This window comes from Desulfofundulus australicus DSM 11792, from assembly GCF_900129285.1.
Taxonomy (GTDB): domain Bacteria; phylum Bacillota; class Desulfotomaculia; order Desulfotomaculales; family Desulfovirgulaceae; genus Desulfofundulus; species Desulfofundulus australicus.
Genome location: NZ_FQUW01000006.1, coordinates 132,880 through 148,275 on the forward strand (window position 1 = coordinate 132,880; position 15,396 = coordinate 148,275).

The 15,396-nt window shown below is 58.8% G+C and carries 16 protein-coding genes; 1 reads left to right on the plus strand and 15 read right to left on the minus strand.

The annotated features are described in order from the left end of the window. Positions 1 to 24: 24 nt before the first annotated feature. The gene (locus BUB44_RS02350; RefSeq protein WP_073162911.1) at positions 25 to 240 is read left to right on the plus strand and encodes a hypothetical protein; all 216 of its coding nucleotides are present in this window, start codon (positions 25 to 27) and stop codon (positions 238 to 240) included. Between the two features lie 79 nt (positions 241 to 319). Here BUB44_RS02350 and BUB44_RS02355 read toward each other — a convergent pair whose 3' ends face one another. From BUB44_RS02355 to BUB44_RS02425, 15 genes are all read right to left on the minus strand, one after another. Continuing rightward, on the minus strand, positions 320 to 2,044 hold the full coding sequence (locus BUB44_RS02355; RefSeq protein ID WP_073162912.1) for an NADH-dependent [FeFe] hydrogenase, group A6: 1,725 nt from the start codon (positions 2,042 to 2,044) through the stop codon (positions 320 to 322). A gap of 16 nt (positions 2,045 to 2,060) precedes the next feature. Then, positions 2,061 to 3,854, minus strand: coding sequence for an NADH-quinone oxidoreductase subunit NuoF (gene nuoF, locus BUB44_RS02360; RefSeq protein ID WP_073162914.1), 1,794 nt, complete (start codon positions 3,852 to 3,854; stop codon positions 2,061 to 2,063). A gap of 19 nt (positions 3,855 to 3,873) precedes the next feature. Next, on the minus strand, positions 3,874 to 4,230 hold the full coding sequence (locus BUB44_RS02365) for a (2Fe-2S) ferredoxin domain-containing protein (protein ID WP_073162916.1): 357 nt from the start codon (positions 4,228 to 4,230) through the stop codon (positions 3,874 to 3,876). Then, entirely contained in the window at positions 4,205 to 4,783 is a 579-nt protein-coding gene (locus tag BUB44_RS02370; RefSeq protein WP_242655807.1) for an ATP-binding protein, read from the minus strand. Before BUB44_RS02370 ends, BUB44_RS02365 begins: the two co-directional genes overlap by 26 nt. Before the next feature lie 18 nt (positions 4,784 to 4,801). Then, a complete protein-coding gene (gene nuoE / locus BUB44_RS02375) occupies positions 4,802 to 5,284 on the minus strand; it encodes an NADH-quinone oxidoreductase subunit NuoE (RefSeq protein WP_073162917.1) in 483 nt (160 codons plus the stop codon). Between the two features lie 136 nt (positions 5,285 to 5,420). Further along, entirely contained in the window at positions 5,421 to 5,780 is a 360-nt protein-coding gene (locus tag BUB44_RS02380) for a DRTGG domain-containing protein (protein ID WP_073162919.1), read from the minus strand. Continuing rightward, entirely contained in the window at positions 5,764 to 7,101 is a 1,338-nt protein-coding gene (locus BUB44_RS02385) for a [Fe-Fe] hydrogenase large subunit C-terminal domain-containing protein (protein ID WP_073162921.1), read from the minus strand. Before BUB44_RS02385 ends, BUB44_RS02380 begins: the two co-directional genes overlap by 17 nt. Positions 7,102 to 7,157: 56 nt before the next feature. After that, positions 7,158 to 7,571 carry an ATP-binding protein gene (locus tag BUB44_RS02390; protein ID WP_073162922.1) on the minus strand — a complete coding sequence of 138 codons (414 nt, stop codon included), beginning with the start codon at positions 7,569 to 7,571 and terminating at the stop codon, positions 7,158 to 7,160. 16 nt (positions 7,572 to 7,587) lie between these two features. Further along, positions 7,588 to 7,935: a DRTGG domain-containing protein gene (locus BUB44_RS02395; protein WP_207545609.1), complete on the minus strand. Its 348-nt coding sequence runs from the start codon at positions 7,933 to 7,935 to the stop codon at positions 7,588 to 7,590. 310 nt (positions 7,936 to 8,245) lie between these two features. Beyond that, positions 8,246 to 9,658: a [FeFe] hydrogenase H-cluster radical SAM maturase HydG gene (hydG, locus tag BUB44_RS02400; RefSeq protein WP_073162924.1), complete on the minus strand. Its 1,413-nt coding sequence runs from the start codon at positions 9,656 to 9,658 to the stop codon at positions 8,246 to 8,248. Further along, positions 9,648 to 10,718, minus strand: coding sequence for a [FeFe] hydrogenase H-cluster radical SAM maturase HydE (gene hydE / locus BUB44_RS02405; RefSeq protein ID WP_073162926.1), 1,071 nt, complete (start codon positions 10,716 to 10,718; stop codon positions 9,648 to 9,650). The genes hydG and hydE overlap by 11 nt, the downstream gene beginning before the upstream one ends. A 10-nt stretch (positions 10,719 to 10,728) precedes the next feature. Further along, positions 10,729 to 12,009 (minus strand): [FeFe] hydrogenase H-cluster maturation GTPase HydF, encoded by a 1,281-nt coding sequence (hydF, locus tag BUB44_RS02410; protein WP_114362051.1) that lies wholly within the window; start codon positions 12,007 to 12,009, stop codon positions 10,729 to 10,731. Further along, a complete protein-coding gene (locus BUB44_RS02415) occupies positions 12,006 to 13,445 on the minus strand; it encodes an aspartate ammonia-lyase (protein WP_073162928.1) in 1,440 nt (479 codons plus the stop codon). The genes hydF and BUB44_RS02415 overlap by 4 nt, the downstream gene beginning before the upstream one ends. A 28-nt stretch (positions 13,446 to 13,473) precedes the next feature. Next, on the minus strand, positions 13,474 to 13,725 hold the full coding sequence (locus BUB44_RS02420) for a TM1266 family iron-only hydrogenase system putative regulator (protein WP_073162929.1): 252 nt from the start codon (positions 13,723 to 13,725) through the stop codon (positions 13,474 to 13,476). Positions 13,726 to 14,038: 313 nt separating this feature from the next. Further along, on the minus strand, positions 14,039 to 14,347 hold the full coding sequence (locus BUB44_RS02425; RefSeq protein ID WP_073162931.1) for an SWIM zinc finger family protein: 309 nt from the start codon (positions 14,345 to 14,347) through the stop codon (positions 14,039 to 14,041). Positions 14,348 to 15,396 lie beyond the last annotated feature (1,049 nt).

Consider the following 15,396-nt stretch of genomic DNA (forward strand, 5'->3'; position numbering starts at 1 on the left):
ATACAGTTTCGAAGGGGAGGAAAAGTGATCGTCCTGCTAATCATCCTTTTTGCCGGCATTATCCTGCTGGAAGTGCCAGGCCTGGTGAAAAAGAAGATGTGGCGGGAGCTGGCTGCCTTTGCGGCGTACCTGGCCATCGGAATGGCCCTGAGCATTCCGCAGGCACTGGGGATCAGGTTGCCCAACCCATCGAAAGCCATTGAAGCACTGTTCAAGCCGGTGGCCGAATTACTGAAATAAAATCCCTGGAGGCGCAGGGCCCGGGCTGTATCCCCGGGTTCACCGGAGTAAAACAGCCCGGGCCCTTCGAGATGCTGCTTTAAAACCGCTCCCTGGGAGTGTAGTGGGTGTGCAGGAGTTCGTGGGACCTGCGGCCCAGGGGCTCGCCCAGGAACTCCCTGTATAGCGCCTGTACGGCCGGGTTTTCGTGGGATTTGCGCAGCGGCATCTGCCGGTCGGCCTGGTAGATGGCCGCGATACGCCTGGCCCGGATCTCGTTGTCCACGGGGAGGGGCTGGCCGCCGCCGCCGATACACCCGCCGGGGCAGCACATGATTTCAATGAAATGGTACTCCCTTTCCCTGTTCACCACGGCATCCAGGACCTTGCGGGCATTGCCGAGCCCGTGGGCCACGGCTACTTTCAACTCCGTCCCGGCCAGGTTGACGGAAGCCTCCTTCACCCCTTCCAGCCCGCGGACCTCCTCAAAGTCCAGGGACACCAGGGTGGCACCCGTGACCAGTTCGTAAGCGGTGCGCAGGGCCGCTTCCATCACCCCACCGGTAGCCCCGAAGATGACCCCCGCCCCGGTGGAAATACCCAGGGGTGCGTCGTAATCTTCCTCGGGAAGGGAGTCAAAATCAATACCCGCCTGCTTGAGCATCCTGCCCAGTTCCCGGGTGGTGAGCACCACGTCCACATCCCGGTAGCCGCTGGAGTTCATCTCCGGCCGGCCGGCTTCGTATTTTTTCGCCGTACAGGGCATGATGGAAACTACGAAGATCCTGGCCGGATCGATACCCTCCTTTTGCGCGTAGTAGGTCTTGGCCAGGGCACCGAACATCTGCTGCGGCGACTTGCAGGTTGATAAGTTAGGCAGCAGGCTGGGGTAAAAGTGCTCAATAAATTTGATCCACCCCGGGCTGCACGAGGTAATCAGGGGGAGCCTGCCGCCGTTCTGCAGGCGGTGAATTAACTCGCTACCCTCTTCCATAATCGTTAAATCAGCGGTAAAATCAGTATCAAAGACTTTATCAAAACCCAGGCGTCTTAAAGCGGCCACCAGCTTGCCCGTGACAATGCTTCCCGGTTCCAGCCCGAACATCTCGCCGATGCTTACCCGCACGGCAGGGGCGGTCTGCACCACCACGTGCATCTGGGGGTCGGCCAGGGCAGCCCAGACCTTTTCCGTTTCATCCCGCTCGTGAATGGCCGCCGTGGGACAAACCAGCGAGCACTGGCCGCAGTTGACACAGTTTACCTCGCCCAGCGGCGCCAGGAAGGCCGGTGCCACCACGGTATCAAAACCCCGCTCCTGGACGGCAATAGCGCTGACCCCCTGCACCTTTTCGCACACCGCCACGCAGCGGCGGCAAAGGACGCACTTGCGGGGGTCGCGAATGATGGCGGGGCTGGAATCATCCACCTCGTAGGGAGACACTTCCCCCTGGAAGCGGATTTCCCCTACCCCCAGCTCGGCTGCCAGTTGCTGCAGCTCGCAGCTGGTATTGCGCAGGCAGGTCAGGCACTCCCGGGGGTGGTTGGACATGATCAACTCCAGGTTGAGCCGGCGCGCGTGCCGTACCGCCGGTGTACTGGTATGAACCACCATCCCCTCGGCGGCCCGGGTTACACAGGCGGCCACCAGCGCGCGGGCTCCCTCTACCTGCACCAGGCACAGGCGGCAGGCGCCGATGACGTTCAACTCTTCCAGGTAACAGAGGGTGGGTATCCTGATCCCCGCCTGCCTGGCCGCCGCCAGGATGGTGGTGCCGGGCGGTACCTGAACCTGTTGCCCATCTATGGTAAGCGTCACCAGGGACATATTTCTCCCTCCAGCTTTAAATGGTATAGATAGCACCAAACTTGCACTTTTCCATACACGTGCCGCACCGGAGGCATTTTTCCAGGTCTATCCGGTGGGGCTTCTTTTTCTCTCCGTAGACGGCCCCGGCCGGGCATACCAGGGCGCAGCGCCCGCAGCCGTTGCATTTTTCTTCGTCTATGGCGTACACCATCAGGGCGCGGCAAACTCCGGCGGGACATTTCTTGTGGTATATATGGGCCTCATACTCGTCCCGGAAATGGCGGATGGTGCTGAGCACGGGATTGGGGGCCGTCTGCCCCAGACCGCACAGGGCGGAGGACTTGATGCTCTGCCCCAGTTCCTCCAGGAGCTCAATATCTCCCTCCCGGCCTTCGCCCCGGGTGATCCGCTCCACAATCTCCAGCATGCGCTTGGTGCCGATGCGGCAGGGAGAGCACTTGCCGCAGGACTCGTCCTGGACAAACTCGAGGAAGAAACGGGCCAGATCCACCATGCAGGTATCTTCATCCATGATGATCAGACCGCCGGAACCCATAATGGCTCCCAGCCGGGTCAGCGATTCGTAATCCACCGGCACGTCCAGGTAGCGGGCCGGAATGCAACCGCCGGAGGGACCCCCGATCTGCGCGGCTTTAAATTGTTTGCCTCCCTGGATACCGCCGCCAATATCAAAGATAATCTCCCTCAAGGTGGTACCCATGGGCACTTCAACCAGACCGGTGTTATTAACTTTACCGGCCAGGGCGAAGACCTTGGTCCCCTTGCTTTTCTCCGTGCCGATGGAGGCAAACCATTCAGGCCCGTTCAGGATTATGGGCGGGATGTTGGCCCAGGTTTCCACGTTGTTGATCACCGTGGGTTTTCCCCAGAGGCCTTCCTGGGCGGGAAAGGGGGGTCTGGGCCTTGGTTCACCGCGGCGGCCTTCAATGGATGCCAGCAGGGCCGTTTCCTCGCCGCAGACAAAGGCGCCGGCTCCCACCCGGATTTCCACGTCGAAACTAAAGCCCGTGCCAAAGATGCTTTCTCCCAGCAGGCCATATTCCCGGGCCTTTTCGATGGCCAGGCTCAATCTTTGCACCGCCAGGGGGTATTCGGCCCGGACATAAACGTAGCCCTGGTTTGCTCCTATGGCGTAGCCGCAGATGGCCATGGCTTCCAGCACGCTATGGGGGTCCCCTTCGAGAATACTTCTATCCATAAAGGCGCCCGGATCGCCCTCGTCGGCGTTGCAGACCACGTACTTGGGCTTCCCCGGCGCTTTGGCTGAAAACTCCCACTTCAAGCCGGTCGGAAATCCTGCGCCGCCCCGCCCCCGCAGGCCGGATTTTTTGATGCACTCGATGACTTCTTCCGGGGTCATGCTGGTAAGCACTTTGCCCAGAGCCCGGTACCCGTCGCGGGCAATGTATTCTTCCACCGATTCAGGGTTGATGATTCCCGTGTTGCGCAGGGCAATGCGGGTCTGCTTTTTAAAGAAATCTATCTGATCGGAGGTCACCGCCGTCTTACCGTCTTCGGGCGCTTTATAAAGCAGGCGCTCCACCACCCGCCCTTTTAACAAATGTTCTTCGGCAATTTCCACCGCATCGGCGGGTTTTAGCTGGCGGTAAAATACTCCCTCGGGGTAGACCACAATTACCGGACCCAGGTCGCAGGGACCCATACAGCCGGTTTCAACCACCTTTATTTCCCGCTGCAAACCCAGCCTGTCTATGCTTTCTACCAGGGCAGATTTCACTGCCTGGCACCCCGAGGAAATGCACCCGGCCCCGGCACAAACCAGAACATGCGCCCTGTAAAGTTCCATACCAACTCCCCCTAGTTAACTACTTAATAATCCACTCTTTAATTATCTGGCCGTTGACCAGGTGGGAAACCACAATTTCCCGTGCCTTTTTCTCATCCACGTGACCGTAGATAACCTTATCCCGGCCGGGCCTTTCTATCTCCACCAGCGGCTCGCAGTGGCACAGGCCGGCACAACCGGTCTGGGTCACCGTTACACCTTTGAGCCCCCTCTTGCTCACTTCTTCCAGAATAGCCGTAAGCACTTCCCGGGCTCCCGAAGCAATCCCGCAGGTACCCATGGTGACTACAACTTTTACGTCCTCCCTACCCTCCCGCAGGCGCATCTCGTCCTGCAGCTTCTCCCTGAGCTTATCCAGCTCGGCGAGCGACTTCATGATCACCACCTCCAAACAGAATGTCTAAATTTTCCTCAAGGTACTGGCGCAGCCAGAGAAGTACCTCCGGTGCATCCAGGGGTATCCCCTTGAGGCGGGAGCGGATTTCCGCAGTGTCCATTTTGAAGCTCTGGCCCTGGAAAATATGACGGTAGCACAGGTTCAGGTGGCCGTTGCCCGCCAGCAGGCTGACTATAGTCCGGGGCATATCCCCCAGGGGAGGGCGGTCCCAGCAATAATAAGGAAATGTTGCCGTAACCTTTGTGCCGCGCCCAACTTCGCTTTTAATTTCCAGATTTCCACCGCAGCGCTCCACCGCAGCCTGCAGAAAAGGCAGTCCCAGCCCCACCTTTTTACCGCTCTTGGTGGTAAAAAACGGGTTGGTTAAATGGCGCTGTACGTATGGAGGAATCCCGGAACCGTTGTCCACCACGGAAAAGCGCAACAGGTCACCGGCCGGATCTTCTTCCACGACAATTTCCACCCGGGTAGCCCCGGCCTCCAGGGAATTCCTGGCCACGTCCAGGATGTGGTGAGCCAGTTCTTCCAGCATGGGAAATCCCCCCGTCACTCACTGCCGGTAAGCCGTCAGGATGTCAGACAAGCGTTCCGGCCTTACCCGGGCGTGAACGTCTTCATCTACAGTGATCACCGGCCCCAGGCCGCAGGCCCCAAGGCAGCGCACTACTTCCAGGGAAAACTGGCCGTCTTCGGTAGTCTCCCCGGGCTTGAGGCCCAGTTCTTCTTTGATGCGATCCAGGAGCTGCCCCGCTCCCCGCACATAGCAGGCCGTACCCTTACACACGCTGATCTGGTGCTTGCCCTTGGGATGGATGGTAAAAAAGGAGTAGAAAGATACCACGCCGTAAACCTGGCTTAAGGGCACATCCAGTTCCTCAGCAACTCTTTGCAGTACCTTTCTGGGCAGGTAACCGTAAAGCTCCTGGGCCCGGTGCAGCACCTGAATCAAGGCCGAGGGCTGTCCCCGGTACTTTTCCAGCAGCGCATCCATCCTGCTGTTCAACTCCCCGCTACACTTACAAGCAACGGACATCCGCAACAACCTCCTTACTCATGGTTTATCTATACCGTTAGCGAATCCCAGCCCGGGATACACCACCTCCTTTCCTATTCCGGCCTTCAACCCTGCCGCAGCGGGCGTGATAGTCCCCCTTCATTTCTGGAGGCTGTCAACATTTTCCCCTCCTGATGAGCAGGTTATATAACCTGCCGGCAGCATGGAAACTGTCCAGGGGGGTGGAAAAAAGGGGAACGCCTTCCCTCTCCGCCAGGTCCACGGTATCCGGCGGGGGAACCCGGCCCCCGGAAATAACCACCCCGCTTAAACCCACCAGGGATGCCACGGCGATTACATTGCGGTGGCGCTGGATGGTAATCCACAGGCTTCCCCGGCGGGCACGGGCCAGCACGTCACTCATCATATCACCACAGTAGGCACCGTACACCGGGGGCAGGGCCAGGGCTTTGTGGTGATGGGCAGTCAGTTCCAGTTCCGCAATTATTTCCTGCCAGTCAATCAGCTTCACCACCCCCGTCCCTGGCCTGTTTCCAGTCCCGCCCCATGGCCGGCGGCTGTTTCTGAGCCAGTTCCACCATCTCTTCCGCCAGCTGCTGCAGGCGCTCCCGCAGTTCAAAAATACAGTAGCTGCGGCGGGCATACCCCTGCACTATATCTTCAGCCAGGGCGCGGCAGCTTGGTGAACCGCAGGACCCGCAGTCCAGCCCGGGAAGTTCGGCACAAATTCGCTCCGCCTCCTCCAGCCGGGCCAGGGCCACCCGGGGATCGCTGGCCAGGGTTAAGGCCGGACGGGCTGGAATGGGTGTCTTCAGGCGGTAATAATCCAGCTCCCTGGGGTACGCCCATTTTTCGCGGGAGCGGTGATGCTTGACCAGATTGCCCATGCGCACCCGGGCCACAAAGGGATTCTGCGGCACCAGGGGACCGCCGATGCAGCCTCCTGTGCAGGCCTGGGCTTCCAGGTAGTCGATGTCCGTAAGACCCCCCCTTTCTATTTCATCCAGGACGCTGATCACGCTGTGAATGCCATCAACGGCCAGCAGTGAACCGGTTTTAATGGCCTCGTTTTCTCCCCCTGCCCGGCCCCAGCCGATGCCCACTCCCGAAGCGCGGGGGGCCACCGGGTTTGTGACGGGCATTTCCAGACGCTTGAGCAGGGCACCATAAACCACAGCCATGGAGATGGCCCCATCAACGCTGGACCTGCCTTCGGAAGGCTGCTTAACTTCTGTTACTTTGGCGGGACAGGGGGTAATAAAAAAAGTACCAATTTCGCCCGGCTCAAGCCCGGTCTTCCGGCAAGCCTGCTCCCGGGCCATACGACCCGCTATTTCCATGGGAGATTCTATAGGAATGATGTGCTCCAGCAGACTGGGAAAACGCACCTGGATTAGCCTTACCACCGCAGGACAGGCCGAAGAGATCAACGGCCGTGGCCGGTCGGGGTAAACCTCAAGGTAATGCCTGATGGCCCAGGAAACGGCTTCCGCTGCCAGGGCAACTTCGAAAACATCATCAAAGCCCAGGGCCAGCAGGGCACTCAGGACTCTGGCAGGTGTATGTTCTGGCTTGAACTGGCCGTAAAAGGAAGGGGCCGGGAGAGCGATGGTATATTTAAAATCTTTAAGTTTTTCCAGGGAATCGGTTATGGCCAGTTTGGCCTGGTTGGGGCAGACGCGAATGCATTCACCGCAGTCAATGCAGCGCTCCTCGATAATGCGGGCTCTGCCCTTGCGCACCCGGATGGCTTCCGTGGGGCAATGCTTGATGCAGTTGGTACACCCCCGGCATTTTTCTTCGTCCAAACGCACCGAGTGAAAATACTGCTGCATTTTCAATCACCACTTCTTGATATTGGTACCACCCCGGCAGAGGTCGTCACTCGCAACTAATTATTGAAAACCACCGCCCATAATCTGGTACCTTTGTTTACCTCGGACCGGATATCCAGCTCATCGGCGCTCTTTTTAATGTTGGGCAGGCCCATGCCCGCCCCGAAGCCCATTTCCCGGATGTGGGGCGGGGCGGTGGAGTACCCTTCCTGCATGGCCAGGGAGATGTCGGGAATACCCGGGCCTTCATCGTCGGCAATAATTTCCACTTTGCGGGGAGTGATATTGGCCGTCAGGCTGCCGTGACAGGCGTGGATGACAATGTTCATCTCCGCCTCGTAGGCAATAATAATGGCCTTGCGGGTGGTTGCGGGATCCATACCGGCCAGTTGCAAGGCTTTTTTGATCTTCGTAGCAGCCTGGCCCGCCCGGCTGAAATCCATTCCCTGCACCTGGAACTTCAACTGCAAGGTATCTCACCCCGCTTCAGAAACTCCGCAGTCCCGCCTGGTAAAGGATGCCGCAACTTTCAAAAAGGAACATATCCGTTGCCAGCAGGGGAAGGTTCTTTTCCCGCGCCAGCCCAATTACGTCCTCACCGGGCCTCTTACCCCGTACAAAAACGATGGCCCGCGCTTCCACCATCTCCGCCAGGCGGATGATCTGCACATTGGTAAGCCCGGTCAGCAAAAGGCAACCCGGCCTGGCAAAACATAAAGAGTCGCTGATCAGGTCGCAGCCGAAGCCACAGGTAACCTCTGTGTCAAGCAAGTTATCGCCGCAGAGAACATCGGCATTAAGCATTTCCTTAACAGCCTGTAACTTTATGGTCATTCACCTGCCATAAAAAGCTTTTTTGATCATGCACCCCGGTCAATAATCATATATTATTGTCAACCATCAAATTTATTTATTACAACAGAATAATACTTTTTTTCAAAAAAGCAATACAAGTTTGCTAAATGGTCATTTAAAAGAGCCGAGCGGTATTGTAATACGGCCCAATGGTTTTAACGACGTTTATTAACAAAAATCTCGTTTTATCACCTCCCAGTGTATTTTACAAAAAAACCCTCCTTCGTTACCAGTAACAAAGGAGGGTTTGAAGACCAGCAGATGTAAACGCGAAAACGCACAGTAAAACCTAAAAGTACAGGTCCCGCTGCCCTTTCTCGATCATCTCCAGACGGGCAATGGTTTCCTCACGCACGGCGGGATTTTCGATGAGCTCCAGGTGCTTCCGGATAGCCTCCTCGCCCACCCGCCGGGTTTCCGGAGAAGCATAGTCCAGGAGAAATTCCTTGAAGGTAAGAATGGCGTTGGGCTGGCAGACGTTCTGGATCTGGCCGGTTTTGGCCAAAGACATGAACCGGTCCCCGGTACGCCCTTTACGGTAACAGGCCGTGCAGAAGCTGGGTATGTACCCGGACAGGCAGACACTGCGCAGCATCTCGTCGGGGCTCCGGTGATCCTCCACCTGGAACTGGGCGGTCTCGCCTTCCTCTTGATGCTCACCGCTTAGAGATTTGCGGTAGCCTCCCACGCCCGTACACGAGCCGGCGCTGATCTGGGAAATACCCACCGAGATCAACTCATCCCGGAACTCCGGCCGTTCCCGGGTGGACAGAATCATGCCCGTATAAGGCACGGCCAGGCGCAGGATGGCAATGATTTTCTTGAAGTCCCGGTCGGAAACCAGGTAAGGGAAGTTCTCCAGATTGATATTTAAAGCCGGGCGCAGCCGGGGCACCGAAATGGTATGCGGACCCACACCAAAACGCTCTTCCAGATGCAAAGCATGGAAAAGCAGGCCCAGCACCTCAAACTTGTAATCGTACAGCCCGAACAGAACTCCCAGGCCCACATCATCAATGCCGGCTTCCATGGCCCGGTCCATGGCCGTGGTGTGCCAGTCGTAATCCCGCTTGGGGCCGGAGGGGTGCATGGCCCGGTAGGTATCCCGGTGGTAGGTTTCCTGGAACAAAATATAGGTACCAATGCCGACTTTCTTTAAAAGGCGGTATTCATCCACCGTGGTAGCGGCGATGTTCACGTTCACCCTCCGGATGCTGCCGTTTTTGTCCTTCACGGAGTAGATGGTCTCGATGGCTTCCAGCACGTAATCAATGGGGCAGTTGACCGGGTCCTCACCCGTTTCCAGGGCCAGCCGCTTGTGCCCCATGGCTTCCAGGGCAACCACCTCATCCCGGATTTCCTCCATGGTCAGGCGGCGCCGCACCAGCTCTTTGTTATCCCGGCGGTAGCCGCAGTAACGGCAGTTGTTGATGCAGTAGTTGCTGATGTAAAGGGGGGCAAAAAAGACCAGCCTTTTGCCGTATATTTTCTCCTTAATCCGGTACGCAGTGGCATACATGAAGTCCAGGATACCGGGGTCTTCCACATGCAACAAAACGGCAACTTCCGAAGGAGTGAGTCCCTTTGCCTCCCCCGCCCGGGCGATGATCTCCCGGGCCGCGGCGGGGTCTGCCCGGCGGCCTTCTTCAAGCAGGCCATAGATCTGCTCTTCGTTGATAAAGGTGGCCGGTTCACACTTCATTGTTCATCCCTCCTTGAATTTTCGGGGAATGCCCGGGCCCGCGCCCCACCCGCCGGTTCAAGGAATGGATCATGTTTTTCAAGGCAACCAGTGTGGCTTCCATTTCGTCGTCCATTCCCGCCTTTCCGGGATAGATCTGGTAATAGCAGCGGTAAGGCGGCGGGGTTGTATCGGGCATAATCACGTTGGCACCAAAACACAGGCCCAAACGGCGCCCTGCGGGATGGATGGTACCCAGGGCCGTGGTGGCGGGCAAATGGGCCCGGGGAAGGAGCAACCTGGCTATGGCCAGCACCTTCAGGGTGAGTTCCAGCTCTCCGGGAGGCTCTTTGGCCAGGGGTGTTTGCGGGTGGGGTATGAAGGGGCCAATGCCCGCCATCTCCACGTCCAACTCCCGCATGAGCAGGATGTCGGCGGCCAGGGTTTCCAGACTCTGGCCAGGCAGGCCGACGATGTTTCCCGACCCCACCTGGTAGCCCAGCTCCCGCAACCATTTCAGGCGCAGCAGCCGGTCCTGCAAGGTGGTACCCGGCCGCAGCCGGGCAAAAAGGGCGGCGTCGGCGGTTTCGTGCTTCAAGAGGTAGCGGTCGGCTCCCGCCTCCCGCCACAGGCGGTAATCCTCAAAGGAACGCTCGCCGACGGAAAGGGTTACCGCTCCTACCCCCACCTCTCCCTTTAAACGCCTGATTATATCCGCCAGAACCGGGGCCGTGTAATGGGGATCTTCTCCCGATTGCAGAACAATGGTCGGAAGACCCAACCCGGCGGCCTTACGGGCAGTGGCCAGGATTTCCCCGGGAGTTAAGCGGTAACGCCGCAACTTCCGGTTGTCCCGGCGCAGGCCGCAGTAAAGGCAATTCTGGCGGCAGTAGTTGGAAAACTCAATGATGCCCCGTAAGTGCACCTCATCTCCCAGGAATGCCGCCCTCACCCCGTCGGCCGCCCGGCCGAGGGCATCAACCTCTTCGCCCCTGGCCTGAAGCAAAACAATTACTTCATGGCGCTCAAGACCGTGGCTTCCTCTGGCTTTTTTCAGCACTTCCACGAATTCCTGCCGCATATAAAACCACCTATGTACGAGAAACCTGCTGCAAAAGGGCCAGCTCGTCTTCAAATTCCACCTGTTCCTCTTCCAGAACGGCTAAAGCCTGGGGGAAGGGGGATAATGCCCGCTTTAAAACCCCGTGAATGTGGGCCATGAGCACGCCGTAATTGACAACTGGCACCCCGGCTTCCTGGGCCTGCATGATCCGGTAGAGCATTTCCCGGCGGTTGAGCATACAGGCCCCGCAGTGCACGATCAGCTTGTACTCCCGGAGGTTTTCGGGCAGTGTACTGCCGCCGCTGGCCACGTCAAAGAGCAACTCTCCCCCCACCGCCTGCCGGAGCCAGCGGGGGATCTTCACCCGGCCGATATCATCCTGGATGGGATGATGGGTACAGGCCTCGGCAATGAGGATTTTGTCCCCGGGCTTTAAATCCTTGACGGCCCTGGCCCCGGCCACCAGGGTGGGCAGGTCTCCTTTATAGCGGGCAAACAGGATGGAGAAGGAGGTGAAAAGCACATCCGGCGGTGTGTCGGCCACGGCCTTGAGATAGGCCGAGGCATCGGTAACCACCAGCTTTGGTTTCACGGCCATGCTGGCCAGGGCGTGCTTCAGCTCCCGCTCCTTGACCATCACTGCGACGGCGTCGTTTTCCAGCACGTCCCGGATTACCTGCTGCTGCGGGAGGATGAGCCTCCCCCTGGGAGCAGCCTTGTCAATGGGGATGACCAGCATGACCAGGTCCCCCGGTTCAATCAGGTCCCCCACAATGGTGGGAAGGGCCCAGTCCCTGGGGGCAGCCTTTACGACGGCCATTTTCAGCTCATTGATGCCCCGGCGGGTCAAAGCGCTGACCGCCACAAAGGGCACATCCAGCTCCTGCTGCCACGGGCGGTTAACCGCTTCGGGGTAGAGGTCAATTTTGTTGATTACTCCCAGCACCGGCACTTTTTGTTCCCGGGCCCGGTTCACCACATCCCGTTCATAATCCCCGATGCCCTGCCCGGGATCCACCACCAGCAGGGCCAGGTCGGTTTTGTTGAGCACCTCCAGGGTTTTCTGCACCCGCAGGGCGCCCAGTTCCCCGGTATCGTCCAGCCCCGCCGTGTCGATAATCATCACCGGCCCCAGGGGGAGGAGCTCCATGGCCTTGGCCACGGGATCGGTGGTTGTGCCGGGGATGCCGGAAACGATGGCCACTTCCTGGTTGGTTATGGCGTTAATTAAGCTGGATTTGCCTGCATTGCGCCGGCCGAAAAGGGCAATATGCAGCCGCTGCCCCCGGGGGGTAGCATTCAGGCTCATGGCTTATCACCTTCCCTGGTTAAAAAGCGCTTTAAATGCCGCACGCCGGCCACACCCGGTGTGGTCAGCTCTTCCGGTTTAAGGATTGCTTCGATTTCCTCCCTGGTGAACAACCCCTCCTCCACCAGCAACTCCGTCACCGGCCGGCCGCTCCGGACCGCCCGCAGAACCATGGCGGTAGCCTTCTCGTAGCCCAGGAAAGGGACAAAGGCGGTGATCACCCCCTGGCTGGCTTCCAGCAACTGCCGGCAGCGGGCCTCATCAGCTTGAATGCCCCGGACGCATTTTTCCGCCAGCAGCCTGGCCGCCCCGGTCATCATTTCCAGGGAGTGGAGCAAATTGTGGGCAATCAGGGGGAGGAAGGCATTCAACTCCAGCTGCCCGGAAGCCGCGGCCATGTTAATGGCCGCATCGCCGGCCATCACCTGGTAGGCCACCTGGGTGACCATTTCGGGGATCACGGGGTTGACCTTGCCGGGCATGATCGATGAACCGGCCTGCACCTCAGGCAGCACGATTTCCCCCAGCCCCGCCCGGGGGCCGGAAGATAACAGGCGCAGATCCCCGGCTATCTTGGCCAGGTTGACAGCGGCGGTCTTTACAAAGCCGGAGACCTCCGCGAAAATGTCGGCATTTTGCGTGGCTTCCACGGTATTTTCCGCCCGGGCCAGGCCAAAACCGGTCAGCTCCCGCAGGATCTCCACCACCCGGAAGATATAACGCCGGCTGGCGTTGAGTCCCGTCCCCACGGCTGTCCCACCCAGGTTAACCTGCCGCAGGCGTTCCTCTGCCTTGTACAAACGCCACCAGTCCCGGGCTACCGCCTCGGCGTAGGCGCTGAACTCCTGGCCCAGGGTAATGGGCACTGCATCCTGCAGCTGGGTGCGGCCGATCTTGAGTATGGAGGCAAACTCCTTTTCCTTGGCCTGCAGGGCCCCCTGCAGAACGGCCATGGCCTGGCTCAACTCCCGCACCAGCTTGATGGCCGCCACCCGCAGGGCCGTAGGGTAAACGTCATTGGTGGACTGACCCAGGTTAACGTGATCCAGCGGATGGACCAGTGAGTAATCTCCCTTCGTCCCCCCCAGGATTTCAATGGCCCGGTTGGCAATGACCTCGTTGACATTCATGTTGGTGGAAGTGCCCGCCCCGCCCTGAAAGGCGTCGACGACAATTTGATCATGCCACTGGCCCCGGGCCAGCTCTTCCGCCGCCTGCACTATGGCCCCGGCAATGCGGGGTTCCAGCAAACCAATCTCCCTGTTGGCCATGGCCGCGGCTTTTTTGACCAGGGCCAGGGCCCAGATGAGTTCCCGGTGAACGGGAATCCCGGACACGGCAAAATTTTCTTTGGCCCTTAAAGTATGGATGCCGTAGTAGGCCTCCCGGGGGATTTCCCTTTCACCCAGCAGATCTTTTTCTACCCGGTAGGACACCTCAACCCAACACCCTTTTTAAAATATGTTACTTGCGGGACACCAGGGCGCTTTTTACCTGCACACCCCTGATACTGCCCAGTTTTCCCGTCATAGCCCCGATTTCGTCGGTGGTGCCGTCAACAATCAGGGCGATGACCGCAAGGTTCTTCTCCCGGTAAGGTATGCCCATACGCCCCACAATAATCTCCGCGTATTCACTTAAAATGCTGTTGATCTTCCCCGCGGCATGCTGGCGGTCTTCGACCAGGATGCCGACCACCCCAATGCGCCTTTCCACAACCTCACCTCCCAACGCCGCAGCTTAAACGCACCCCGCAATTCGTTCACAAATGAGCGCACCATGCACTTTATAAAAGACGCTATTAATGTAAACAAAAAAGCCTGCCTTTCTCCCACGAAAAGCAGGCTGCTGCCCAGTTCTTCGCTGCCCCCTTGAGTACAGGAAAAACCCTTTTCGCAGGGAAGGCTGTTATGCCGTTGTCACACCCCTCCGGTTCAGGGCCATCAGGCCCCCATCCGTCAGGGTACTTATGAAAGATTATACTGTAAAATCAGTAATTTGACAATAATTTTTTCGCCTGCTGTCCGGCCTAACCGAATTTGCCGCCCGGCCTCGGGGGCGGCTGTCTCCGTGGAACTTCCGGGCGGCAGCGGCCAGCCCCGCCGCAGCCGCAAACGCCGATGTGCTTGCAGAACAACCCGCGGGCTGCGAAATCCGCGCAGCTGCACCGCGCCCGGCGGCCGGCGATGACCACCCGGTATTCCTTCCCGCTGTACCGGATGAGGCCGTGGACCTCGCCCTCACGCCGCACCTTGCACTCCCACTGCCAGCCGGCCACAAAGCCCGCCAGAGCCCGGCCGAACCGCCCATCTTCCACCTTCGCCAGCAATTTCCTCATGCTGAACACCTCCAGTTTTTCGGAGGGCGGGGACCGCCGCCGGTGGCCGAAGTCAAGAGCCGGGCGCTAGCCCGAGCGGAGCCAAAAAATTTTGAGGTCTCTGGGCCGGGCCGCAGGCAAAAATCTTTTTTGCGGAGCGCACCCCTGACGAGGCTATGAGGGGCCGCGGCCGGGTCCAGGGCTGCTGCCCGGGCAACCACCGGTGCTTCACCCAGACAACGGCGGCCGGGGCACACTGACCCCGGGGCCGCGGCCCCGAAAGGCGGCGGTATAATGGGAGGAACTGGAGGTGGAGCTGTTTCGCCGGAGCCGACATACTGAGTGCCCAGGGGGGCACTGCGCCCCCCTGGCGGGGGCACGGGGGCGGAGCCCCCGGAGCGGTAAGGGAGGTGGCATCGACCAAAGCGGTGCGCCCTGGGGGTGGGCAAAAAGCCGCGCCTAGACCAGCGCCACCGCGGCTCCCGGTGCGGCCCCCGTGGGGACGGGGGGTAGGTGGCTGGGAACCCCGGGCGGCCGAGCGGGTGGCATCCCACCTCCGAGGCCGCCTTTGACCCAGGCCGCGGTATCTGCACCGGGCCAGGGCGAGGGTGTTCAGGCAAGAAGGGTATCCTGTCGCCGGACAGCATGGTGATCTGTCCCCGAGTAAAAAAGATCGGCCCATCCTGTACCAGCCCTGGCCAACTGGACTCGCTTCTTCAATAGCTATGAATTAGGGAATGGGGGGGGTTCCTTTCCTTCGATCAAGGCTAAAATTACTGCACATTTTGCTTTCTGGTCAGTATCTTCTTGCTGGATAATCTGTTGTAAAATGTTTAATTCATTTCTGGCCCGTTCTTCTACCTTAGTCTCGTGTTCAAACCATAACTTAACGCATATATCATTACAGACGTTCATTGCTCTTAGCAGGTCGTCCCCATTAACTGTTGATTGTCAATAGAATTGACCCACTATGTGCAAATAAAATTGACCCACTGCAGAATAAAAATAACCAGCATTGATGCCCCCTAATGAGACGAAAATTTTGCCTGGCTCACTTCGCTCGGCCTTGA

Bases quoted from the DNA above. Each gene is read 5' to 3' on its own strand.
- BUB44_RS02355 (WP_073162912.1), bottom strand. From the start codon at position 2,044: ATGTCCCTGGTGACGCTTACCATAGATGGGCAACAGGTTCAGGTACCG.
- nuoF (WP_073162914.1), bottom strand. From the start codon at position 3,854: ATGGAACTTTACAGGGCGCATGTTCTGGTTTGTGCCGGGGCCGGGTGC.
- BUB44_RS02365 (WP_073162916.1), bottom strand. From the start codon at position 4,230: ATGAAGTCGCTCGCCGAGCTGGATAAGCTCAGGGAGAAGCTGCAGGAC.
- BUB44_RS02370 (WP_242655807.1), bottom strand. From the start codon at position 4,783: ATGCTGGAAGAACTGGCTCACCACATCCTGGACGTGGCCAGGAATTCC.
- nuoE (WP_073162917.1), bottom strand. From the start codon at position 5,284: ATGTCCGTTGCTTGTAAGTGTAGCGGGGAGTTGAACAGCAGGATGGAT.
- BUB44_RS02385 (WP_073162921.1), bottom strand. From the start codon at position 7,101: ATGCAGCAGTATTTTCACTCGGTGCGTTTGGACGAAGAAAAATGCCGG.
- BUB44_RS02395 (WP_207545609.1), bottom strand. From the start codon at position 7,935: ATGACCATAAAGTTACAGGCTGTTAAGGAAATGCTTAATGCCGATGTT.
- hydG (WP_073162924.1), bottom strand. From the start codon at position 9,658: ATGAAGTGTGAACCGGCCACCTTTATCAACGAAGAGCAGATCTATGGC.
- hydE (WP_073162926.1), bottom strand. From the start codon at position 10,718: ATGCGGCAGGAATTCGTGGAAGTGCTGAAAAAAGCCAGAGGAAGCCAC.
- hydF (WP_114362051.1), bottom strand. From the start codon at position 12,009: ATGAGCCTGAATGCTACCCCCCGGGGGCAGCGGCTGCATATTGCCCTT.
- BUB44_RS02425 (WP_073162931.1), bottom strand. From the start codon at position 14,347: ATGAGGAAATTGCTGGCGAAGGTGGAAGATGGGCGGTTCGGCCGGGCT.